This is a genomic window from Moorena sp. SIOASIH, assembly GCF_010671925.1.
Taxonomy (GTDB): domain Bacteria; phylum Cyanobacteriota; class Cyanobacteriia; order Cyanobacteriales; family Coleofasciculaceae; genus Moorena.
Genome location: NZ_JAAHIH010000002.1, coordinates 982994 through 1000246, shown reverse-complemented (window position 1 = coordinate 1000246; position 17253 = coordinate 982994). Strand labels below are relative to the sequence as shown.

Annotated in this window: 15 protein-coding genes and 1 pseudogene; 8 read left to right on the top strand and 8 right to left on the bottom strand. The window is 43.1% G+C overall.

Annotated features, from left to right (window positions below):
* Nucleotides 1-41 precede the first annotated feature (41 nt).
* Nucleotides 42-1205 carry a mechanosensitive ion channel domain-containing protein gene (locus F6J90_RS12040; protein ID WP_293093360.1) on the bottom strand — a complete coding sequence of 388 codons (1164 nt, stop codon included), beginning with the start codon at nt 1203-1205 and terminating at the stop codon, nt 42-44.
* A 364-nt stretch (nt 1206-1569) separates the two neighbouring features.
* Nucleotides 1570-2556 (bottom strand): mechanosensitive ion channel domain-containing protein, encoded by a 987-nt coding sequence (locus F6J90_RS12035; protein WP_293093358.1) that lies wholly within the window; start codon nt 2554-2556, stop codon nt 1570-1572.
* A 343-nt stretch (nt 2557-2899) separates the two neighbouring features.
* Here F6J90_RS12035 and F6J90_RS12030 point away from each other — a divergent pair, with 343 nt between their 5' ends.
* On the top strand, nt 2900-3130 hold the full coding sequence (locus F6J90_RS12030; protein ID WP_293093356.1) for a hypothetical protein: 231 nt from the start codon (nt 2900-2902) through the stop codon (nt 3128-3130).
* Here the strand turns inward: F6J90_RS12030 and F6J90_RS12025 are convergent.
* The 4 genes from F6J90_RS12025 to F6J90_RS12010 form a co-directional block, all read right to left on the bottom strand.
* Complete coding sequence (locus F6J90_RS12025) at nt 3120-4298, bottom strand: mechanosensitive ion channel domain-containing protein (protein WP_293093354.1); 1179 nt, start codon at nt 4296-4298, stop codon at nt 3120-3122. The genes F6J90_RS12030 and F6J90_RS12025 overlap by 11 nt on opposite strands.
* Before the next feature lie 105 nt (nt 4299-4403).
* On the bottom strand, nt 4404-4625 hold the full coding sequence (locus tag F6J90_RS12020) for a hypothetical protein (RefSeq protein WP_293093351.1): 222 nt from the start codon (nt 4623-4625) through the stop codon (nt 4404-4406).
* 134 nt (nt 4626-4759) lie between these two features.
* On the bottom strand, nt 4760-5980 hold the full coding sequence (locus F6J90_RS12015; protein ID WP_293093348.1) for a mechanosensitive ion channel family protein: 1221 nt from the start codon (nt 5978-5980) through the stop codon (nt 4760-4762).
* Nucleotides 5981-6545: 565 nt separating this feature from the next.
* Nucleotides 6546-7724: a mechanosensitive ion channel domain-containing protein gene (locus tag F6J90_RS12010; protein ID WP_293093345.1), complete on the bottom strand. Its 1179-nt coding sequence runs from the start codon at nt 7722-7724 to the stop codon at nt 6546-6548.
* Nucleotides 7725-7876: 152 nt separating this feature from the next.
* On the opposite strand from F6J90_RS12010, the gene F6J90_RS12005 reads away from it, so the two are divergent.
* The 4 genes from F6J90_RS12005 (at nt 7877) to F6J90_RS11990 (ending at nt 12600) form a co-directional block, all read left to right on the top strand.
* Nucleotides 7877-8137 carry a hypothetical protein gene (locus F6J90_RS12005; RefSeq protein ID WP_293093342.1) on the top strand — a complete coding sequence of 87 codons (261 nt, stop codon included), beginning with the start codon at nt 7877-7879 and terminating at the stop codon, nt 8135-8137.
* A 1215-nt stretch (nt 8138-9352) separates the two neighbouring features.
* Complete coding sequence (locus F6J90_RS12000) at nt 9353-10051, top strand: TVP38/TMEM64 family protein (RefSeq protein ID WP_293093339.1); 699 nt, start codon at nt 9353-9355, stop codon at nt 10049-10051.
* Nucleotides 10052-10182: 131 nt separating this feature from the next.
* Entirely contained in the window at nt 10183-10839 is a 657-nt protein-coding gene (locus F6J90_RS11995) for a TVP38/TMEM64 family protein (protein WP_293093336.1), read from the top strand.
* Nucleotides 10840-11862: 1023 nt separating this feature from the next.
* Entirely contained in the window at nt 11863-12600 is a 738-nt protein-coding gene (locus tag F6J90_RS11990; protein WP_293093333.1) for a hypothetical protein, read from the top strand.
* Between the two features lie 445 nt (nt 12601-13045).
* On the opposite strand, the gene F6J90_RS11985 is transcribed toward F6J90_RS11990, so the two are convergent.
* Together F6J90_RS11985 and F6J90_RS43570 are read right to left on the bottom strand one after the other, a co-directional pair.
* Nucleotides 13046-14641, bottom strand: a complete 1596-nt coding sequence (locus F6J90_RS11985) for an RtcB family protein (RefSeq protein ID WP_366513762.1) — start codon at nt 14639-14641, stop codon at nt 13046-13048.
* Nucleotides 14633-14866, bottom strand: a pseudogene (locus F6J90_RS43570) (RtcB family protein); the annotation flags it as partial. The pseudogene F6J90_RS43570 and the gene F6J90_RS11985, both read right to left, overlap by 9 nt.
* A 336-nt stretch (nt 14867-15202) precedes the next feature.
* Here F6J90_RS43570 and petN point away from each other — a divergent pair.
* From petN to F6J90_RS11970, 3 genes are all read left to right on the top strand, one after another.
* On the top strand, nt 15203-15292 hold the full coding sequence (gene petN, locus F6J90_RS11980; protein WP_010871354.1) for a cytochrome b6-f complex subunit PetN: 90 nt from the start codon (nt 15203-15205) through the stop codon (nt 15290-15292).
* The gene (locus tag F6J90_RS11975; RefSeq protein ID WP_293093327.1) at nt 15267-15428 is read left to right on the top strand and encodes a hypothetical protein; all 162 of its coding nucleotides are present in this window, start codon (nt 15267-15269) and stop codon (nt 15426-15428) included. Before petN ends, F6J90_RS11975 begins: the two co-directional genes overlap by 26 nt.
* Nucleotides 15429-15915: 487 nt before the next feature.
* Nucleotides 15916-16737 (top strand): sulfurtransferase, encoded by an 822-nt coding sequence (locus F6J90_RS11970; protein WP_293093324.1) that lies wholly within the window; start codon nt 15916-15918, stop codon nt 16735-16737.
* Nucleotides 16738-17253 lie beyond the last annotated feature (516 nt).

The window sequence follows — 17253 nt, the reverse complement described above, 5'->3', positions numbered from 1 at the left end:
GCATTAACTGATAGCTGATTGCTGATTGCTGATTGCTTAGCCTAATTCATACTGGTGTCAGGCAACCAGTTAAGTTCCTTTCTCATATAAACATGGAGCTGATTAATCTCCTCGTTTTCCAGGATTTCTAATATGGCTAGATTCAAGTTGCTCTGGACATCATAGTAGAGCTTGGGCTCAATCACAAATACCCTAATTTTAATCACACGAGCATTCTGTTCAAGGCGGGAAAATACAACTTTAATTTTATCCTTGTTCACGCCATCGATAGTCGGAATTGTTTCTTTAATAGCCTGACAAATTCGCCTAGTTTGCTGGGCCGAAATTCCATCAATTTTTAGAGTTAAATTTATGCCCCACTGAACCGTATCGCCAGTCTTATCTGACCAATTTGCAAAAATTCCAGAAATCATTTGAGAATTGGGAAGTTTTTTGATATAACCCCACTCAGTAATAAGAAGCCTTGTACTTCTCAGACCAATATTAAGTATCTTAACCCTACCACTTACTCCGTCCAATACTATCACGTCACCGGGTTTATAGAGACCATCAGCGTAGATAATCACCGTACAACACCAGTCATAGACAATGTCTTTGAATAACAAACCTAAGGCGACACCTGCGCCACCGAGTAGACCGATCAGTGCACCGGCAGATGCCCCCAACAAAATTTCACTGGCTTTAATGGCGGCAATCAGGATTGCTGCGATCTGAAAAAGCTTTGGGAAGTAGGGAACGAACAAATCGTCGAGTTCAGTCTCAGTGTGTGCCGCTAATCCGGCTAGAAGCTCCCCCAATAGTGGAGCAGCACGGTAAAGAATATAGGTGGCAATGAACAGAACGCTCACAAACAGAATCTCGGGGATTTTCTGATTCTGTGTATCACTAAGATGGGTGGCCACAACTAGATGTACTAGCCATAGTCCAGCGATCCAAATTAGCCAGCCTAATGGTGTCCTAAGAATCCTAATGAACTCATTGTCTAGGGTGGTTTCTGTACCGCTAGTCAGACGCTCGAGTCTGTGAATGATTATTGAAGTGAAAAAGCCTCGCAATATATGGGTGAAGAGGAGGATGAGCACCACAATAACTATCGTGGCAACAGGAATGTTGGGGAGCTGTAAGTCGGACTCAAAGATCTTTTCTTTGATTAGGTTGATTGTACTGTTGAATGTAGTCTTAAGGTTTTCCATAGTTTCGACCAAAATACACTAACAGAGATCGACCTGTGCTTAGTTCAATGGCAAGTCGATGGCAAGTCTCTTGGTGGAGTAATTTTACTATAAGTTGCGAATTTAACCAATACTCCTAGGTATGCAATCAACAGGATTTAGAGCAATTGACCGTTTGCCCAGCACCCTAGGAGCCAGTTTGAAACGTTTACTATCTGTTTGGAGGATACGTATTCGGTCAATCAACTCGGGAATTTACCGAAAAGTATTAGCTAGTACAAGACGGCAGAAATAGCGACGGGTGCGCCTTCATGGCGGACTTTATCTGTTCCGAAGCTAGCTGCATCGCTTATTCAAAGGATTGCTAGCATTTATATGTTACCTCACTAACTAAATTTTAGTTCAGCTGTTTGTAGTCTTTTAGGTCTTTTTTAAGCTCAACATGCAGGTGATCAATCTCCTGTTTTTGGAGGATTTGTAATATGGCTATGTTCAAGTCATTGATGGCAGAAAAGTAGAGTTTTTTATCAATACTAAATGCCCTAACTAGGATCACACGAGCATTCTCTTCAATGCTGGATAATAAAACGAACATTTCCTGCTTGTGCAATCCATCGATAGTCGGAATTTTTGCTTTAATAGCCTGACAAAGTCGGGTAGTTTCATCCGCTGAAATACCATCTATTTTCAGAGTTAAATTTATGGCTCCTAACTCCAACGTATCCCCAGGATTCTGTGACCAATAATTAACCACAACTCCACCAATCATTTTAGAATTGGGAACTTTTTTGGTACCACCCAAATTAATAATACGAACCTTGGTACTTCTCAGACCAATACTGAGTATCTCAACAAAACCATTTATTCCGTCCAATTCTACCCAGTCACCGGGTCTATAGAGACCATCAGCGTAGATAATCACTGTACAAAACCAGTCATAGACAATGTCTTTTAATAACAAACCTAAGGCGACACCTGCGCCACCGAGTAGACCGATCAGTGCCCCAGCAGATGCCCCCAACACAATCTCACTGGCTTTAATGGCAGCAATCACGATTGCTGCTGTCTGAAAAAGCCTTGGAAAGTAGGGGACGAACAAATCGTCGAGTTCAGTTTCAGTTTTTGCCGCCAATCCCGCTAGAAGCTCTCCCAATAGTGGAGCAGCACGGTACAGAATATAGGTGGCAATGAACAGAACGCTCAGAAAGAGAATCTCGGGGATTTTCTGATTCTGTGTATCACTAAGATGGGTGGCCACAACTAGATGTACTAGCCATAGTCCACCGATCCAAATTAGCCAGCCTAATGGTCGCCTAAGAATCCTAATGAACTCATCGTCTAGGGTGGTTTTTGTACGGCTAGTTATCAGCTCGAGTCTGTCCATGATTATTGAAGTGAACAAGCCTCGCAATATATGGGTGAGGAGGAGGATGAGCACCACAATAACTATCGTCGAAACAGGAATGTTGGGGACCTTGAAGTCGGTATCAAAGATCCTGTCTTTGATTAGGTTTATTGTACTGTTGATTGTACTCTTAAGGTTTTCCATAGTTTCGACCAAAATACACTAACAGAGATCGACCTGTGCTTACTTAAATGGCAAGTCGATGGCAAGTCTCTTGGTGGAATGATTTTACTATAAGTGGCGAATTTACCGAATAGTGCTAGGTATGCAATAAATATGATTTAGAGTAATTGCCCGTTTGGGCAGCACCCTAGGAGCCAGTTTGAAAGGTTTACTATCTGGGGTGCATCTGAATATTTATAAAAAAGAAGGGGCCCGGGCGCGGGGAGTGTCCGGCCTGGGCGCAGGAATTTTATTAGAATTTTTGCCTAATTTCAAAGGTGCGCTCTTACCATTAAGAATTAAATTCGCGCTTATTGTCGCACCTAAAAGCGATGCAGCTTCGAAGGGATCCAGTGCTGGATCGCTTGTTCAAAGGATGGCTAGGATTTAGATATCACCTCACTAACTAAATTTGCCTTCATCTGTTTGTAGTCTTCAAGTTGCTTTTCTAGCTCAATATGCAGGTGATCAATCTCCTCTTTTTCCAGGATTTCTAAGATGGCTATGTTCAAGTCTTGCAGGGCATCAACGTAGAGGTCGGGCTCAATCACAAATACCCTAATCATAATCACACGAGCATTCTCTTCAATGTGGGAAAATAACACTACCATTTTCTGCTTGTGCAAGCCATCGATAGTGGTAATTGTTTCTTTAATAGCCTGACAAATTCGGAGAGTTTGCTCCGCTGAAATCCCATCAATTTTCAGATTGAAATTTATGCCCCACTCCAAGGTTTTGCCAGTCTTCCGTGACCAATTTTCTACAACTCCAGCAATCATTTTAGAATTGGGAACTTTTTTGATAGAACCCCAACTACAAATACGAAGTGTTGTACTTCTCAGACCAATACTGAGTATTTCAACAAAACCACTTACTCCGTCCACGACTACAAATTCACCGGGTTTATAGAGACCATCAGCGTAGATAATCACCGTACAACACCAGTCATAGATAATGTCTTTGAATAACAAACCTAAGGCGACACCTGCGCCACCGAGTAGACCGATCAGTGCACCAGCAGATGCCCCCAACAGAATCTCACTGGCTTTAATGGTAGCAATCAGCACTGCTGCGATCTGAAAAAGCCTTGGGAAGTAGGGCACGAACAAATCGTCGAGTTCAGTTTCAGTGTTGGCCGCCAATCCCGCTAGCAGCTCTCCCAGTAGTGGAGCAGCACGGTAAAGAATATAGGTGGCAATGAACAGAGCAGTCACAAACAGAATCTCGGGGATTTTCTCATTCTGTGCAGGAGTAAGATGGGTGCCCACAACTAGATGTACTAGCCATAGTCCAGCCAGCCAAATTAGCCAGCCTAATGGTTGCTTAAGAATCCTAATTAACTCATAGTCTAGGGTGGTTTTGGTACGGCTAGTCAGACGCTCGATTTTGTCAATGATTATTGAAGTGAACAAGCCTCGCAATATCTGGGTGAGGATGAGGATGAGCACCACAATAAGTATCGTGGAAACAGGAATGTTGGCGAGTTTGAAGTCGGTATCAAAGATCCTTTCTTTGATTAGGTTGATTGTATTGTTGAATGTACCCTGAAGGTTTTCCATAGTTTCGAGCAAAATACAAAAGCATAGATCGACCTGTGCCTAGTTAAATGGCAAGTCGATGGCAAGTCTATTGGTGGAATGATTTTACTATAAGTTGCGAATTGACTAAGTTGCGAATTGAGCCAATAGTGCTGGCATTGCTGAATCTTCGAAGGAATATGAGTGGGGTGGGCATCCTGCCTGCCCGGGAATTGTAACGGGCAAGATGCCCGTTCCACAGCAAGATGCCCGTTCCACAGCAAGATGCCCGTTCCACAGTAAGATGCTTGTTAGACAGCAAGATGCCCGTTCCACAGTAAGATGCTTGTTAGACAGCAAGATGCTCATTCCACAAAACTATTCAAATCATTCCATTATTAAGCAAAGCCCTTGTGCCGATATTTCCCAGGGTCGTGCCAAGACCAGATGCCTAGATCTCAAATAGCGATGCAGCGAGGCTGCATCGCTTGTTCAAAGGATTGCTAGGATTTATATGCCACTTCACTAACTAAATTTCCCTTCACCTCACTAACTAAATTTTCCTTCAGCTGTTTGTAGTCTTGGAGTTCCTTTCTAAGATAAACATGCAGGTGATCAATCTCCTCTTTCTGGAGGATTTCTAATATGGCTATGTTCAAGTCATTCATGGCAGCAAAATAGAGTTTTCTATCAATCACAAATACCCTAACTATAATCACACGAGCATTCTCTTCAATGCTGGATAATAAAACGAACATTTTCTGCTTGTGCAATCCATCAATAGACGGAATTTTTGCTTTAATAGCCTGACAAAGTTGGGTAGTTTGTACCGCTGAAATTCCATCTATTTTCAGAGTTAAATTTATGGCTCCCAACTCCAACGTATCGCCAGGATTCTGTGACCAATAATTGACCACAACTCCACCAATCATTTTAGAATTGGGAACTTTTTTGGTACCACCAACAGTAATAAGACGAACCTTTGTACTTCTCAGACCAATACTGAGTATCTCAACAAAACCATTTATTCCGTCCAATTCTACCCAGTCACCGGGTCTATAGAGACCATCAGCATAGATTACCACTGTACAAAACCAGTCATAGATAATGTCTTTTAATAACAAACCTAAGGCGACACCTGCGCCACCGAGTAGACCGATCAATGCACCAGCAGATGCCCCCAACAAAATCTCACTGGCTTTACTGGCAGCAATCAGGATTGCTGCGATCTGAAAAAGCCTTGGAAAGTAGGGGACTATCAAATCGTCGAGTTCAGTTTCAGTTTTTGCCGCCAATCCGGCTAGAAGCTCTCCCAATAGTGGAGCAGCACGGTAAATAATATACGTGGCAATGAACAGAGCGCTCACAAACAGAATCTCGGGGATTTTCTGATTCTGTTCAGGACTAAGATGGCTTGCCAGAATTAGATAGACTAGCCATAGTCCAGCCAGCCAAATTAGCCAGCCTAATGGTTGCTTAAGAATCCTAATGAACTGATCGTCTAGGGTAGTTTCTGTACGGCTAGTTATCAGCTCGATTCTGTGAATGATTATTGAAGTGAACAAGCCTCGCAATATCTGGGTAAGGAGGAGGATGAGCACCACAATAACTATCGTGGAAACAGGAATGTTGGCGAGCTGGAAGTCGGTATCAAAGATGCGTTCTGTGATTATGTTGATTGTAGTGTTGAATGTACCCTGAAGGTTTTCCATCGTTTCGACCAAAATACACTAACATAGATCGACCTGTGCCTAGCTAAATGGCAAGTCGATGGCAAATCGATTGGCCAAACGATTTTACTATAAGTTGCGAATTTAGGGAATCATGCTAGGTATGGAAAAAACATGATTGACACCAATTGCCCGTTTGGGCAGCACCCTAGGAGCCAGTTTGAAAGGTTTACTATCTGGGGTGCATCTGATATTTGTAAAAAAGAAGGGGCCCGGGCGCGGGGAGTGTCCGGCCTGGGCGCAGGAATTTTATTAGAATTTTTGCCTAATTTTAAAAGCGATGCAGCTTCGGAACAGGTGAGTCAGCGCGGCCAAAGGGGGTTCCCCCCATTCGCGACTGCATTAAGACATGGATGTTGAATTCCGCGAAGGATTACTAGCTATTGGTTTGTTTAGCGATCGCGAATCAACTGCCCAGTTCGGTTGATTAGAGCCATGGGCTTGTAGAATGAAAGGTCTTGTGCCCATTCCAGGGTCGTGCCAAGACCAGATGCCTAGATCTCGAATAGCGATACAGCTTCGAAGGGAGCGAGCGCTGCATCGCTTGTTCAAAGCATTGCTAGGATTTAGATATCACCTCACTAACTAAATTTCCCTTCATCTGTTTGTAGTCTTGAAGTTGCTTTTCCAACTCAATATGCAGGTGATCAATCTCTTCTTTCTCCAGGATTTCTAATATGGCTATGTTCAACTCTTGCTGGGCAGCCTCGTAGAGGTCGGGCTCAATCACAAATACCCTAATCATAATCACACGAGCATTCTCTTCAATGTGGGTAAATAACACTACCATTTTCTGCTTATGCAAGCCATCGATAGTCGGAATTTTTGCTTTAAGAGCCTGACAAATTCGGGTAGTTTGCTTCGCCGAAGTTCCATCAACTTTAAGATTGAAATTTATGCCCCACTCCAACGTCTCCCGAGTCTTCCGTGACCAATTTTCCACAACTCCAGCAATCATTTTAGAATTGGGAACTTTTTTGATAGAACCCCAACTACAAATACGAAGTGTTGTACTTCTCAGACCAATACTGAGTATCTCAACAAAACCATTGACTCCGTCCACCATTACAAATTCACCGGGTTTATAGAGACCATCAGCGTAGATAATCACCGTACAACACCAGTCATAGATAATGTCTTTGAATAACAAACCTAAGGCGACACCTGCACCACCGAGTAGACCGATCAGTGCACCAGCAGATGCCCCCAACAAAATCTCACTGGCTTTAATGGCCGCAATCATCACTGCTGTGATCTGAAAAAGCCTTGGAAAGTAGGGCACGAACAAATCGTCTAGCTCAGTTTCAGTGTTTGCCGCCAATCCCCCTAGAAGCTCCCCCAGTAGTGGAGCAGCACGGTAAAGAATATAGGTGGCAATGAACAGAGCGCTCACAAACAGAATTTCGGGGATTTTCTGATTCTGTTCAGGAGTAAGATGGGTGCCCACAACTATATGTACTACCCATAGTCCAGCCAGCCAAATTAGCCAGCCTAATGGTGCCCTAAGAATCCTAATGAACTCATCGTCTAGGGTAGTTTCTGTACCGCTAGTTAGACGCTCGATTCTGTTAATGATTATGGCAGTGAACAAGCCTCGCAATATCTGGGTGAGGATGAGGATGAGCACCACAATAAGTATCGCAGAAACAGGAATGTTGGCGATTTTGAAGTCGGTATCAAAGATCCGTTCTTTGATTAGGTTGATTGTATTGTTGAATGTACTCTTAAGGTTTTCCATAGTTTTGAGGAAAATGCAACAGCATAGATCGACCTATGCCTAGTTAAATGGCAAGTCGATGGCAAGTCGATTGGTGAAATTATTTTACTATAAGTTGCTAATTTACCCAATAGTGCTGGGTATACAATTGGGATTGTGATCCGCAAACAGCATTGAGAGCGATTGCCGGTTTCCACAGCACCCTACGAGCTAGTTTGAAACGTTTATTATCCGTTTGTAGTAAAACTATTCGATCAATCAACTCTAGAATTTATCGAAAAGTATTAGCTAGTAAAAGACAGCGGAAATACCGATTGCATCAAGACATGGATGTTGAATTCCGCGAAGGATTACTAGCTATTGGTTTAGCGATCGCGAATCAACTGCAATCAATCAACTGCCCAGTTGGGTTGATTAGAGCCATGGGCTTGTAGAATCAAAGGTCCTGTGCCCATAGTTTCCAGGGTCGTGCCAGGAGCTGAGGCCGAGATCTCGAATAGGGACGGGTGCGCCGACCTGAGGGGGTTCCCCCCCACTCGCGCTTTGTATCAAGACAAGCATCAAGACAACCCAGTTACTCCTGCTTGGCTAGACTTGTCAACCAAACTTGTAAACAATTAATTACCTATAAACGGCTAGTTGAACTTGAAACTAAAACTTGATCATTTGCTAGACCTCCCAGGCTGACTAGTCTATAGTCATCTCGTAAAGACGGACATAATACTAGCATGTTCTACTTGTGATATGGGTACCCTATTTCTAAAATTAATCTAAATTCTCTTATGTAGATGGCGAAAACAATACCCTATTGATTTGTTCTATAGCTAGTCTATCTAGTCATTTCCCCATCTCCCCATCTCCCCATCTCCCCATCCTCATAAGGGTAGGTTTTTTAAAAAGACCTCAGGTGTGGGGTGTGGGGTGACCGGTTGTAGGGTGTGGGGGATAAGAAAGCGATGCAGAGGTGCGACAATAAGCGCGAATTTAATAATTAAATGCGGAAAGCGCACCAAAGCCCGACCTGCGGGGGTTTCCCCCACTCGCGCAAAGCATGGCTGACAATGATGATTTTTAACGACAAATTAAGTATATTGTCTTGATGCAGTCGCTCATGGGGGAAACCCCCTGTTCCCTTGCTGCATCGCTTTCTTATCCCCCACACCCCACACCCGGTCACCCTACACCCCACACCTGACGTCTTTGTAAAAAACATACCCTTGAAAGGATCAGGGGGATGAGCTTGTGATCAGCAAGTAACATCACCAGAAAGCAACTTGCTATCAGGGACTTTTGCACTTTTGCCTAAGTTCTATCTGTATGATTTGCACTGATTCCCTGATTTACTAAACTAGCTCGTTATTGATTAAGGCTATTCTCAGTAAAAACTCATTAAGCTAGGATTTAATAGATTCATGTATACTGGAAATATCTAGGACTTAATGAGCATTTAAAAATGACGATTAACAATCTCTAAAAATTAGATCATTGGGACGTTAAAAAGAGCGATATTGTGTAAATAAATATAGTAAATATTGATATAATATGTGATAAATTTAGATTCATAATTTGTTTTTAATTACAAAACTAATGCTATTGCAAAATCACCCTATTTCAAAATTACCAATTACCAATTACCTTTTCCCCAGCTCATGAAAGTTTCATCCTCGACATCTCAAAATCTGCCCCATTCCAAGATACAGCTAGGACTCAGGTTAGGGATTGGGGCAATAGTTCTAGTGACAGCTGCCTTAATTTTGCTATTTACGCCGGTTGGGTCTTGGCTGAAGCTGGAAAATTTGAGATGGCTTCAGGAAAGCATGGGTATTTTTGGACCACTGGGGTACATTTTGATTTATATTGTTGCCACAGTACTAGCTGTTCCTGATGCGATTTTAACCTTTTCGGCTGGTGCTCTGTTTGGACTAATGCTGGGTACTTTGTGGACTGTGATTGGTGCTACTTTGGGAGCAACGGCTGCGTTTATGATTGCTCGCTTTGTTGCTGGTGATTGGGTTAAGGATAAGTTTCAGGACTCTCGTTTTGATCAACTCAGTGAGGGCATTGAGAAAAATGGTTTTTGGTTTGTGCTCTCAATTCGCCTCGCACCAATTTTTCCATTCAATGTGGTGAACTATTTGTTCGGCTTAACACCAATTCCTCTACCCACCTATGTGATAGCCACCGCAGTGGGAATTATCCCGGCTACCTTTGCCTATGCTTGGTTAGGTCGCAGTGGTCTGGAAGCTATCAGCGGTAGTCCCCCCTGGCAACTGATCGCAGCACTAGTTGTATTAGCGGTGCTATCTACCACCCCCCTACTTTGGAAACAATCAAAACTTAGGCAATAACTCTGCTTGTAGGGTGCGTTATTAACGCACCCTACACCATAAAGGCGAATATAGGGGCGAATGAAAGTCCAGTGTTGCGTAAGTCCTGACCCTAAGTCCTGACAATTTAAGGTGATTAAGGTAGAAGATTGATGAGATTGAACAGATTGCTGAAAAGACGAAGCCTTTGGTTAGCGATCGCGCTATTTATTTTGGTTCTATTGTGTTACTCGACTCCTGTAAGAGCCTTATTTAACCAGAGGTTCCTAGTGCAACAGTTGCAAGAATTAGGCCATTGGGCAATCTGTTTATTTATCCTGGTTTATGCTGTGGCAACCGTTTTAGGAATTCCTGGCACAGTACTGACTATCGCTGGTGGTACAGTGTTTGGTTTAGTTTGGGGTACCTTCTGGTCTGTTATCGGAGCCACCTTAGGCGCATTGGGAGCATTTTGGGTAGCGCGTTACCTATTGCGAGATTGGGTTGAATACAAGTTCAGGCATCATAAAGCATTGGTCAGCTTCAATCAAGCAGTGATGCAGACACCCCTGATGTTTGTCTTAGCAGTACGCTTTGCCCCCATTTCTCCCTTTAATGTAGTGAATTTCTTGTTTGGTCTAACCCCGATTGGCTCGGTAGAGTATACCCTTGGCACTTTCTTTGGGATTATTCCTGGTACCCTCGCTTATACTTGGCTGGGAGTAACTGGGGGGGAAGCTTTGCAAGGAGGCGATCGCTTACCATTTTTCCTAGCACTCAGTTTCCTAGGTATACTGTCTGCCTTGCCACTGTTGGCAAAGCGAAAGTAAGCATTCAGCTATCAGCACCTCAAGTATCAGCTTATTCCCTACACGCACCCTACCCGAACAGCTTATGGGCTACGGCTGACCGCTGACGGCTGACCGCTGACCGCTGAATGCTTAGCGAAAACAGAAATAGTCTTCCTGTTGCCCATTCTCCAGCTCCGTTCTCCTCATTTTCCTATCTTTCCCATCCTCCCTATCTCCCCTATCAATCAAAGGAAGTACCATGGCAAGAAAGCAACGTGGTATGAGTGGGTCAATAGGGTAAAAAATTTTCTGATCAACTAGCCCAACTTGCTAGGCTTTTCCTGAAGCGTATCCGTAAGACACGTAAACAACAAGACAGGGATTTACGGGAATCTGTTATATTTGTTAATATGAAGGGTGTAACCCCTCATCTTTTCCCTGAGGTCAGGGGAAAAGGAAGGTTCTGTCAGTAGTCCCTTTTAACTTAAACTTTACTGGTTAAAGTTTTTACCTTATTTTTTTAACGTTAAGTTTTCACAAGTCGGGTGATACCGAAGGTGAGTGCTTGCCATTCGTTTTGTATAGCAAGACACTTAAAGTGTTCTTCACCAAGTGTTTTTCACCAAAATTTCACATTTTGGGGGATATTTACTATACAATACTGAGGATAGCCTTCCCAAGATTTTCACAATGTGCGATTAAACTCCGTGATTAACTCCAAGAACATCTCAACCAGAATACTAATTTTCTATGCATGTTGATAGAGATGAGTGTCTGTTAATAGGTAATAGGTAATAGGTAATAGGTAATAGGTAATAGGTAATTGCGATATACAAGTGGTGTTTAACAGCAGCAATAGTATGATCCTCAATTGGAAATTGGGAATTACCAATTATCAGTTACCGATTACCTCTTCCCGAAGAATTATCTCTCTCCGACTTTAGACATAGGCGTGAAAATTAGGTTTCAGGTTAAGTGGGGTAACTCTTATATAATTGTTTTTACCCCTATGTCTATTAATAATCAAATATCCACCCTTGGCGACTTTGAGCTTGGCAGGAAATGACTAAAGAACAGTATTCTAAAAATTGGTTCAATGGACAATTGTTCATGATTACTACTTTTTGCCTGTTACCTTCTCTAGTAATTATCTTAGGGGTAATCAGCCTGTTTATCGAAAACAACAATTTTCGATTGACGGATTCATCAACAATTATTGTAAATCCAATAGAATCACTGATTAGTTGGTTCAAAGACACGTCAGAACCAAAAAACTCATTATCAAGTGTTACTTCTACTAGTTCTGAACAACTAGTATATAAAGCTTCACTGCTCAATAAACTAATGCTACCTATTATAACTGACTATGAAGAAACTGGACTAGGGATAGGGATAGGTATAGACAATATTAAGCCTGGCTTTGAAGCCATTGGTTTTACCTTTAACCAGGGAGAAAATATTCACAATCAAATTAATTTAATCGGCAGAAATACGGGGGGCACAGTATTAATTAATATCCTGGGAAATGTTAACAATATAAGTCAAGCTTCGATAGCCACTAAAATTCCCTATAAATACTCTCATGAAAGCCAAGCTGCTTTACTTTTAGGATTATTCATTAGGGTAGTATCACCGGAATGGGAAAATGGTAGGGCTTGGATTAACTATGGGTTGAAAGAAGTTAGTGAAAACCAGAGAAATTTATTAATCACGGAACAAAAAAACTATCAGATTCACTTAAGGGTTGACCGCGAGGTAGATTTGGTGATTCTCACCATAAAATCCCGCTCTAAATCCTAAGTGAACAGTAATCTTTAATTGTGTCGGATTACATAAGTGTTGAATCGAGTAATACTCACATCTTGCACCATTATCAATAAGCTTGGTTCATGTAGGGTGGGCAGTGCACCAGACAGATAATGAAGCTTGCAAAGCGCGTTGGTAGGCACTGCCCACCCTACGATTAGCTTGCACCATTATCAATAAGCTTGGTTCATGTAGGGTGGGCAGTGCACCAGACAGATAATGAAGCTTGCAAAGCGCGTTGGTAGGCACTGCCCACCCTACGATTAATGACAATGGTGCAAGATCTCAGTAATAAACGTTTCCCAAAATGGCTGATTTCTGTAGATATCTGGTTTTGTTGGGAGATGACAACAGGCAACAGGCAACAGAAACGTTTATGGTTCTGTTGCCTGTTGCCTAATGGTTAACAGTTAATGATTCGATTAAGTTTTGAGAGTTTTCAACCCTTAACACAAACAACCTGCTTCAGAGTTGCCACTACCTCAACTAGATCTGACTGATTAGCCATCACTTGATCAATTGGCTTATAAGCACCTGGGATTTCATCGATAACGTCCTTATCTTTACGGCACTCAACACCTTTAGTTTGCTCAACTAAATCATCAACGGTGAACTGCTTTTTTGCTTTGGTGCGAGACATCAAACGACCAGCACCATGAGCACAGCTGCAGTAGCTGTCATGATTGCCTTTACCTTTAACAATGAAAGACTTTGCCCCCATGGAACCAGGGATGATACCATAGTCGTCGGTACGAGCTCGCACTGCTCCTTTTCGAGTGACATAAACTTCTTCGGAGAAATGCACTTCTTTCTCGGCATAGTTGTGATGGCAGTTAACTGATAACAAGGGCTTGAACGACTTACCACCAGCCAGATGTTTCTCAACAATTCCCTTGAAGCGAGCCATCATGATATCGCGATTGTAACGGGCATAGTTTTGCGCCCATTGCAAATCCCGCCAGTAGGCAGCAAATTCAGGGGTTCCTGCGACAAAGTATGCTAAATCTCGGTCAGGAAGGTGAGTATGTGCCAGCTTTGCTAATTCTTTAGCGGTATTAATGTGGCACTTAGCTAGCTGATTACCAATATGCCGTGAACCGGAGTGTAGCATCAGCCACACTTGGTTTTCGGTATCAAGACACAATTCAATGAAATGATTGCCACCACCAAGGGACCCCAGCTGTTTCATGGATTTTCCATCTAGCCGTTGCACACCTGGATGAAGTTCCTTAAAATCACGCCAGCCTTGCCAGTTTACCACTGCTTTCTCGATATCTGTGTTTTGCTCAAAGCCAACGGGAATAGCTGCTTCAATTTCCAAGCGAATCTTCTTGAGCTTGCCCTCCAATTGGTCTGCCACAAAAGGGGTTTTGATGGCAGACATGCCACAGTTGTGAACAAACACACCAGCGGTCAAGGCAAAGTTATGATACTCTGGCACGGTTAGGCAGTAGACATCTTGTCTTTCCTGAAGTGGTAAGATATTGACGACTTTGTGATTTGCCCCCCCTACCAGATTTGAGCTTCGATGCTCCGCAGGATCAACCTTATGGTGGTCAATGACTGTTCTCGGACGTGGAAAAGATGGTACTGTTCCTGAGAATTGAGATTCTAACAATTCAGAGGAAGGGATATCAGAGGCAGGGATATCAGTGGGAGAGATAATCCCATCTGCCTTTTGCCATCTTCCAGAATAGGGTTGCTGGATTAAGGTGTAACCATCTTTATCGGTTTGGGAGTAGAAAGGCATCAAGGATGTCCCTGGTTTGAGGTCACGGGCTTCCCGGTAACTACCATCCCTGAGCATGAATCGATGATCGGGAGTACATTTAATTTCTTCTGAGTTGTCGAGAACGACCTTTAAGAGTAGTTGGTTACGGCGGGTTAATTTGGCTGTAGCCTTAGCCGGGACGATTTTTCCGGTTTGTGTGCAGGAGTAGACAATAATTTCTCGCTGACTGCTGGCTAGTGCTTGGAGTGAGTAAGATTTGCCATCAGCCAAGGGAACGAGGGTATCACCTGTAAAACAACCAATATCTACCCCGACAGCTGCTGGCAGGATGGCATCTTTGGTGGCAATTACAGAGCCAACTAATGAGCCTTTACCTAGGTGAACGTCTGGCATTAATGCGACGTGCTTAAACACAAATGGCAGAGACGCAACATTTTTCGCCATTTGGGTTTCCTGAGCAGCTAGGGAGTGATTCGCCCAAGACAGCACAGGTTTTGGGGTGGAGATGTCTAGTTTTTCGTAAGGCATAACAATAAATTATCTGGCTTTTATATTACATGTATATTACATTAATAATACAAAATTGTCCATAAGGTCGAATCTGATCACCAGGTGATAATCACAAGTTTTCTTGAAGGAATCTGTGGACAGTTTTGTAAGTGTCACACTATCCCCCTGTCCAGCTAAAATACTCTTGACCTGAAACCTAGCCAGACTCTGGATGATCAGCTTTGCTGAAAGACCAGGGGGCTAACCCCATAACCAGATAATTCCCAAATGAATTCCACTTCTGCAGGAGGTGGCTGTCTCAAATTGAACTATTATAAGATTTGGAGTTATTGAGTAATTTTTTTATATATTGCTATGGATATTCTGACACTAGGCTGGGTTTCTGTACTGGTTTTGTTCACTTGGTCAATCTCAATGGTTGTCTGGGGTCGTAACGGGTTTTAACAGTATCGTGGAAAATCCCGTAATCACTATGTTGTTCTTTGCTGCCGCTGGATTATTAGTGGTGGTCAGCGGAGGAATCATTTATCTAACTGCTGCTGAGTGGCGCGATCGCCGCCGCAAACAGCGGGATAAATAGGGATAAAAATCTGACAGCGGATGGCTGGGGGTTTTTATCCCTCTAAAGGTTAGTAAACAGCTAGAGAAAATGTCGCAGAGTCTACCAAAAACTCTTATTATTTGTTAGACCTAAATTAGGGTAACACCGACAGGGATTATTATGTAACTTAAATTAAAGCCGAAAACCAAGGGTTTAATAGTTGCGCTCTCTATCCCGGTGGAACGAACTTTTTTGACATTTTTATGGCGCTCGCGGGATATTCCGTCAGAGAAGCGCGGAGATACCCCCTGGATGCTATTGCATCTTGCATTGGCGGGCCAAAGTCGATCTTGGTAGACTTTGGTAGCTAAAAAGGATCGGAAGCACTACCAACTTATATCTCAACCAAACGTTAATTGGTTTTGTTTGAACAGAGTCCTAGGAGGCTAAATCGTTGGACTCGCTTGATATCGCTAAAGCTTATTCGTCCTAAATCAATACTAAAATTTATAATCCGTGATGTCACATGACGGAACACCCTTTTATAGTTTCTGCTCAGTATCTGAGTGAGCATCTTGATGATCCCGACATCGTAATTGTGGATTGCCGTTTTGCTCTATCTGATCCAGACCTGGGGTATGAGCAGTATAAAGTTAGCCATATCCCGGGCGCTCACTATCTCGATTTGAATAAGGACCTTTCCCGACCCGTAGAGCGTCATGGCGGTCGTCATCCTTTGCCTGAACCTGGGAAGTTAGCCCAGAAATTAGCAGGGATTGGTGTTAATTTCCGAAAAACCCTAGTGATTGCCTATGATGATTCCCGTTCTGCTTTTGCAGCCCGCTTGTGGTGGCTGCTGCGCTACTTGGGACACGACCAAGTGGGGTTGCTGGATGGGGGTTGGACGGGATGGCATTCCCAAGGGTATCCAGTAACTGATCAAGAGCCTACCACAAAACCAGGAATCTTTGTAGAGCAGTTGCGCTCTGATTGGGTGGTGGATATTAATACTGTGAAAGTACGTAAAGATTTGCCAGAGGTGGCGTTGGTAGACTCTAGGGAAAGCGATCGCTATTTAGGTAAACGAGAACCGATTGACCCTGTTGCCGGTCACATTCCCGGTGCACTCAACTACCCTTGGCATGGTGTGACGGACAGCAATGGTTATTTGCAACCATTAGCATCGCAACAAGAGCGCTGGACTGAGCTGGAGAACAAACAAGAAATTCTAGTTTATTGTGGTTCTGGTGTAACCGCTTGTGTGAATCTCTTCTCCCTAGCATTGGCAGGAATTAAAACTGGCAAGCTCTATGCTGGGAGTTGGAGTGACTGGTGCTCTTATCTATAATTTTCCCAACCCGTTGACGTTGCTTGCTTTGAGAAACTGTGGCACTACCCAAAGCAAGCAACAGGTTAGGTGTGTTGCTTGCCCAAAAGCTTGCCAGTCCCGTTAAACTACCACTACTTTGATACTCCTGATTGTTTCGATCTGAGTTGCTACCCTTCTCCCTAGGACTTAACTGAAGCGGTGCGACAAGGCCCTGCCTGAACCTCGCCATGGTATAGCAGTCGCCAGGGCAGTTAGGACATGACAAAAGTCTCAAACCTAAGTAAGCGCAAGAGTTTGACTTCTGACTTCTGACTTCTGACTTCTGACTTCTGCTATAACGCGCACCAAGACAGAGGAGGGTAAATTTGGCATCCTATCCTCAAAATCAGGAAATTATCCCCCTATTGCTTACTCTTTCACTAGGTAAGTACAGATCAGTCATCACTATCAGTAGTAATCAAATCACTAATTACCAGTAACTAGTTAAGTCTTAGGTAATTACTAATTTACTAGCTAAAAACTGCTAGAATAAAA

Coding starts and splice junctions, on each gene's coding strand:
- F6J90_RS12035 (WP_293093358.1), bottom strand. CDS start 2,556: ATGGACAGACTCGAGCTGATAACTAGCCGTACAAAAACCACCCTAGAC.
- F6J90_RS12025 (WP_293093354.1), bottom strand. CDS start 4,298: ATGGAAAACCTTCAGGGTACATTCAACAATACAATCAACCTAATCAAA.
- F6J90_RS12020 (WP_293093351.1), bottom strand. CDS start 4,625: ATGAGCATCTTGCTGTCTAACAAGCATCTTACTGTGGAACGGGCATCT.
- F6J90_RS12010 (WP_293093345.1), bottom strand. CDS start 7,724: ATGGAAAACCTTAAGAGTACATTCAACAATACAATCAACCTAATCAAA.
- F6J90_RS12000 (WP_293093339.1), top strand. CDS start 9,353: ATGAAAGTTTCATCCTCGACATCTCAAAATCTGCCCCATTCCAAGATA.
- F6J90_RS11995 (WP_293093336.1), top strand. CDS start 10,183: ATGAGATTGAACAGATTGCTGAAAAGACGAAGCCTTTGGTTAGCGATC.
- F6J90_RS11990 (WP_293093333.1), top strand. CDS start 11,863: ATGACTAAAGAACAGTATTCTAAAAATTGGTTCAATGGACAATTGTTC.
- petN (WP_010871354.1), top strand. CDS start 15,203: ATGGATATTCTGACACTAGGCTGGGTTTCTGTACTGGTTTTGTTCACT.
- F6J90_RS11970 (WP_293093324.1), top strand. CDS start 15,916: ATGACGGAACACCCTTTTATAGTTTCTGCTCAGTATCTGAGTGAGCAT.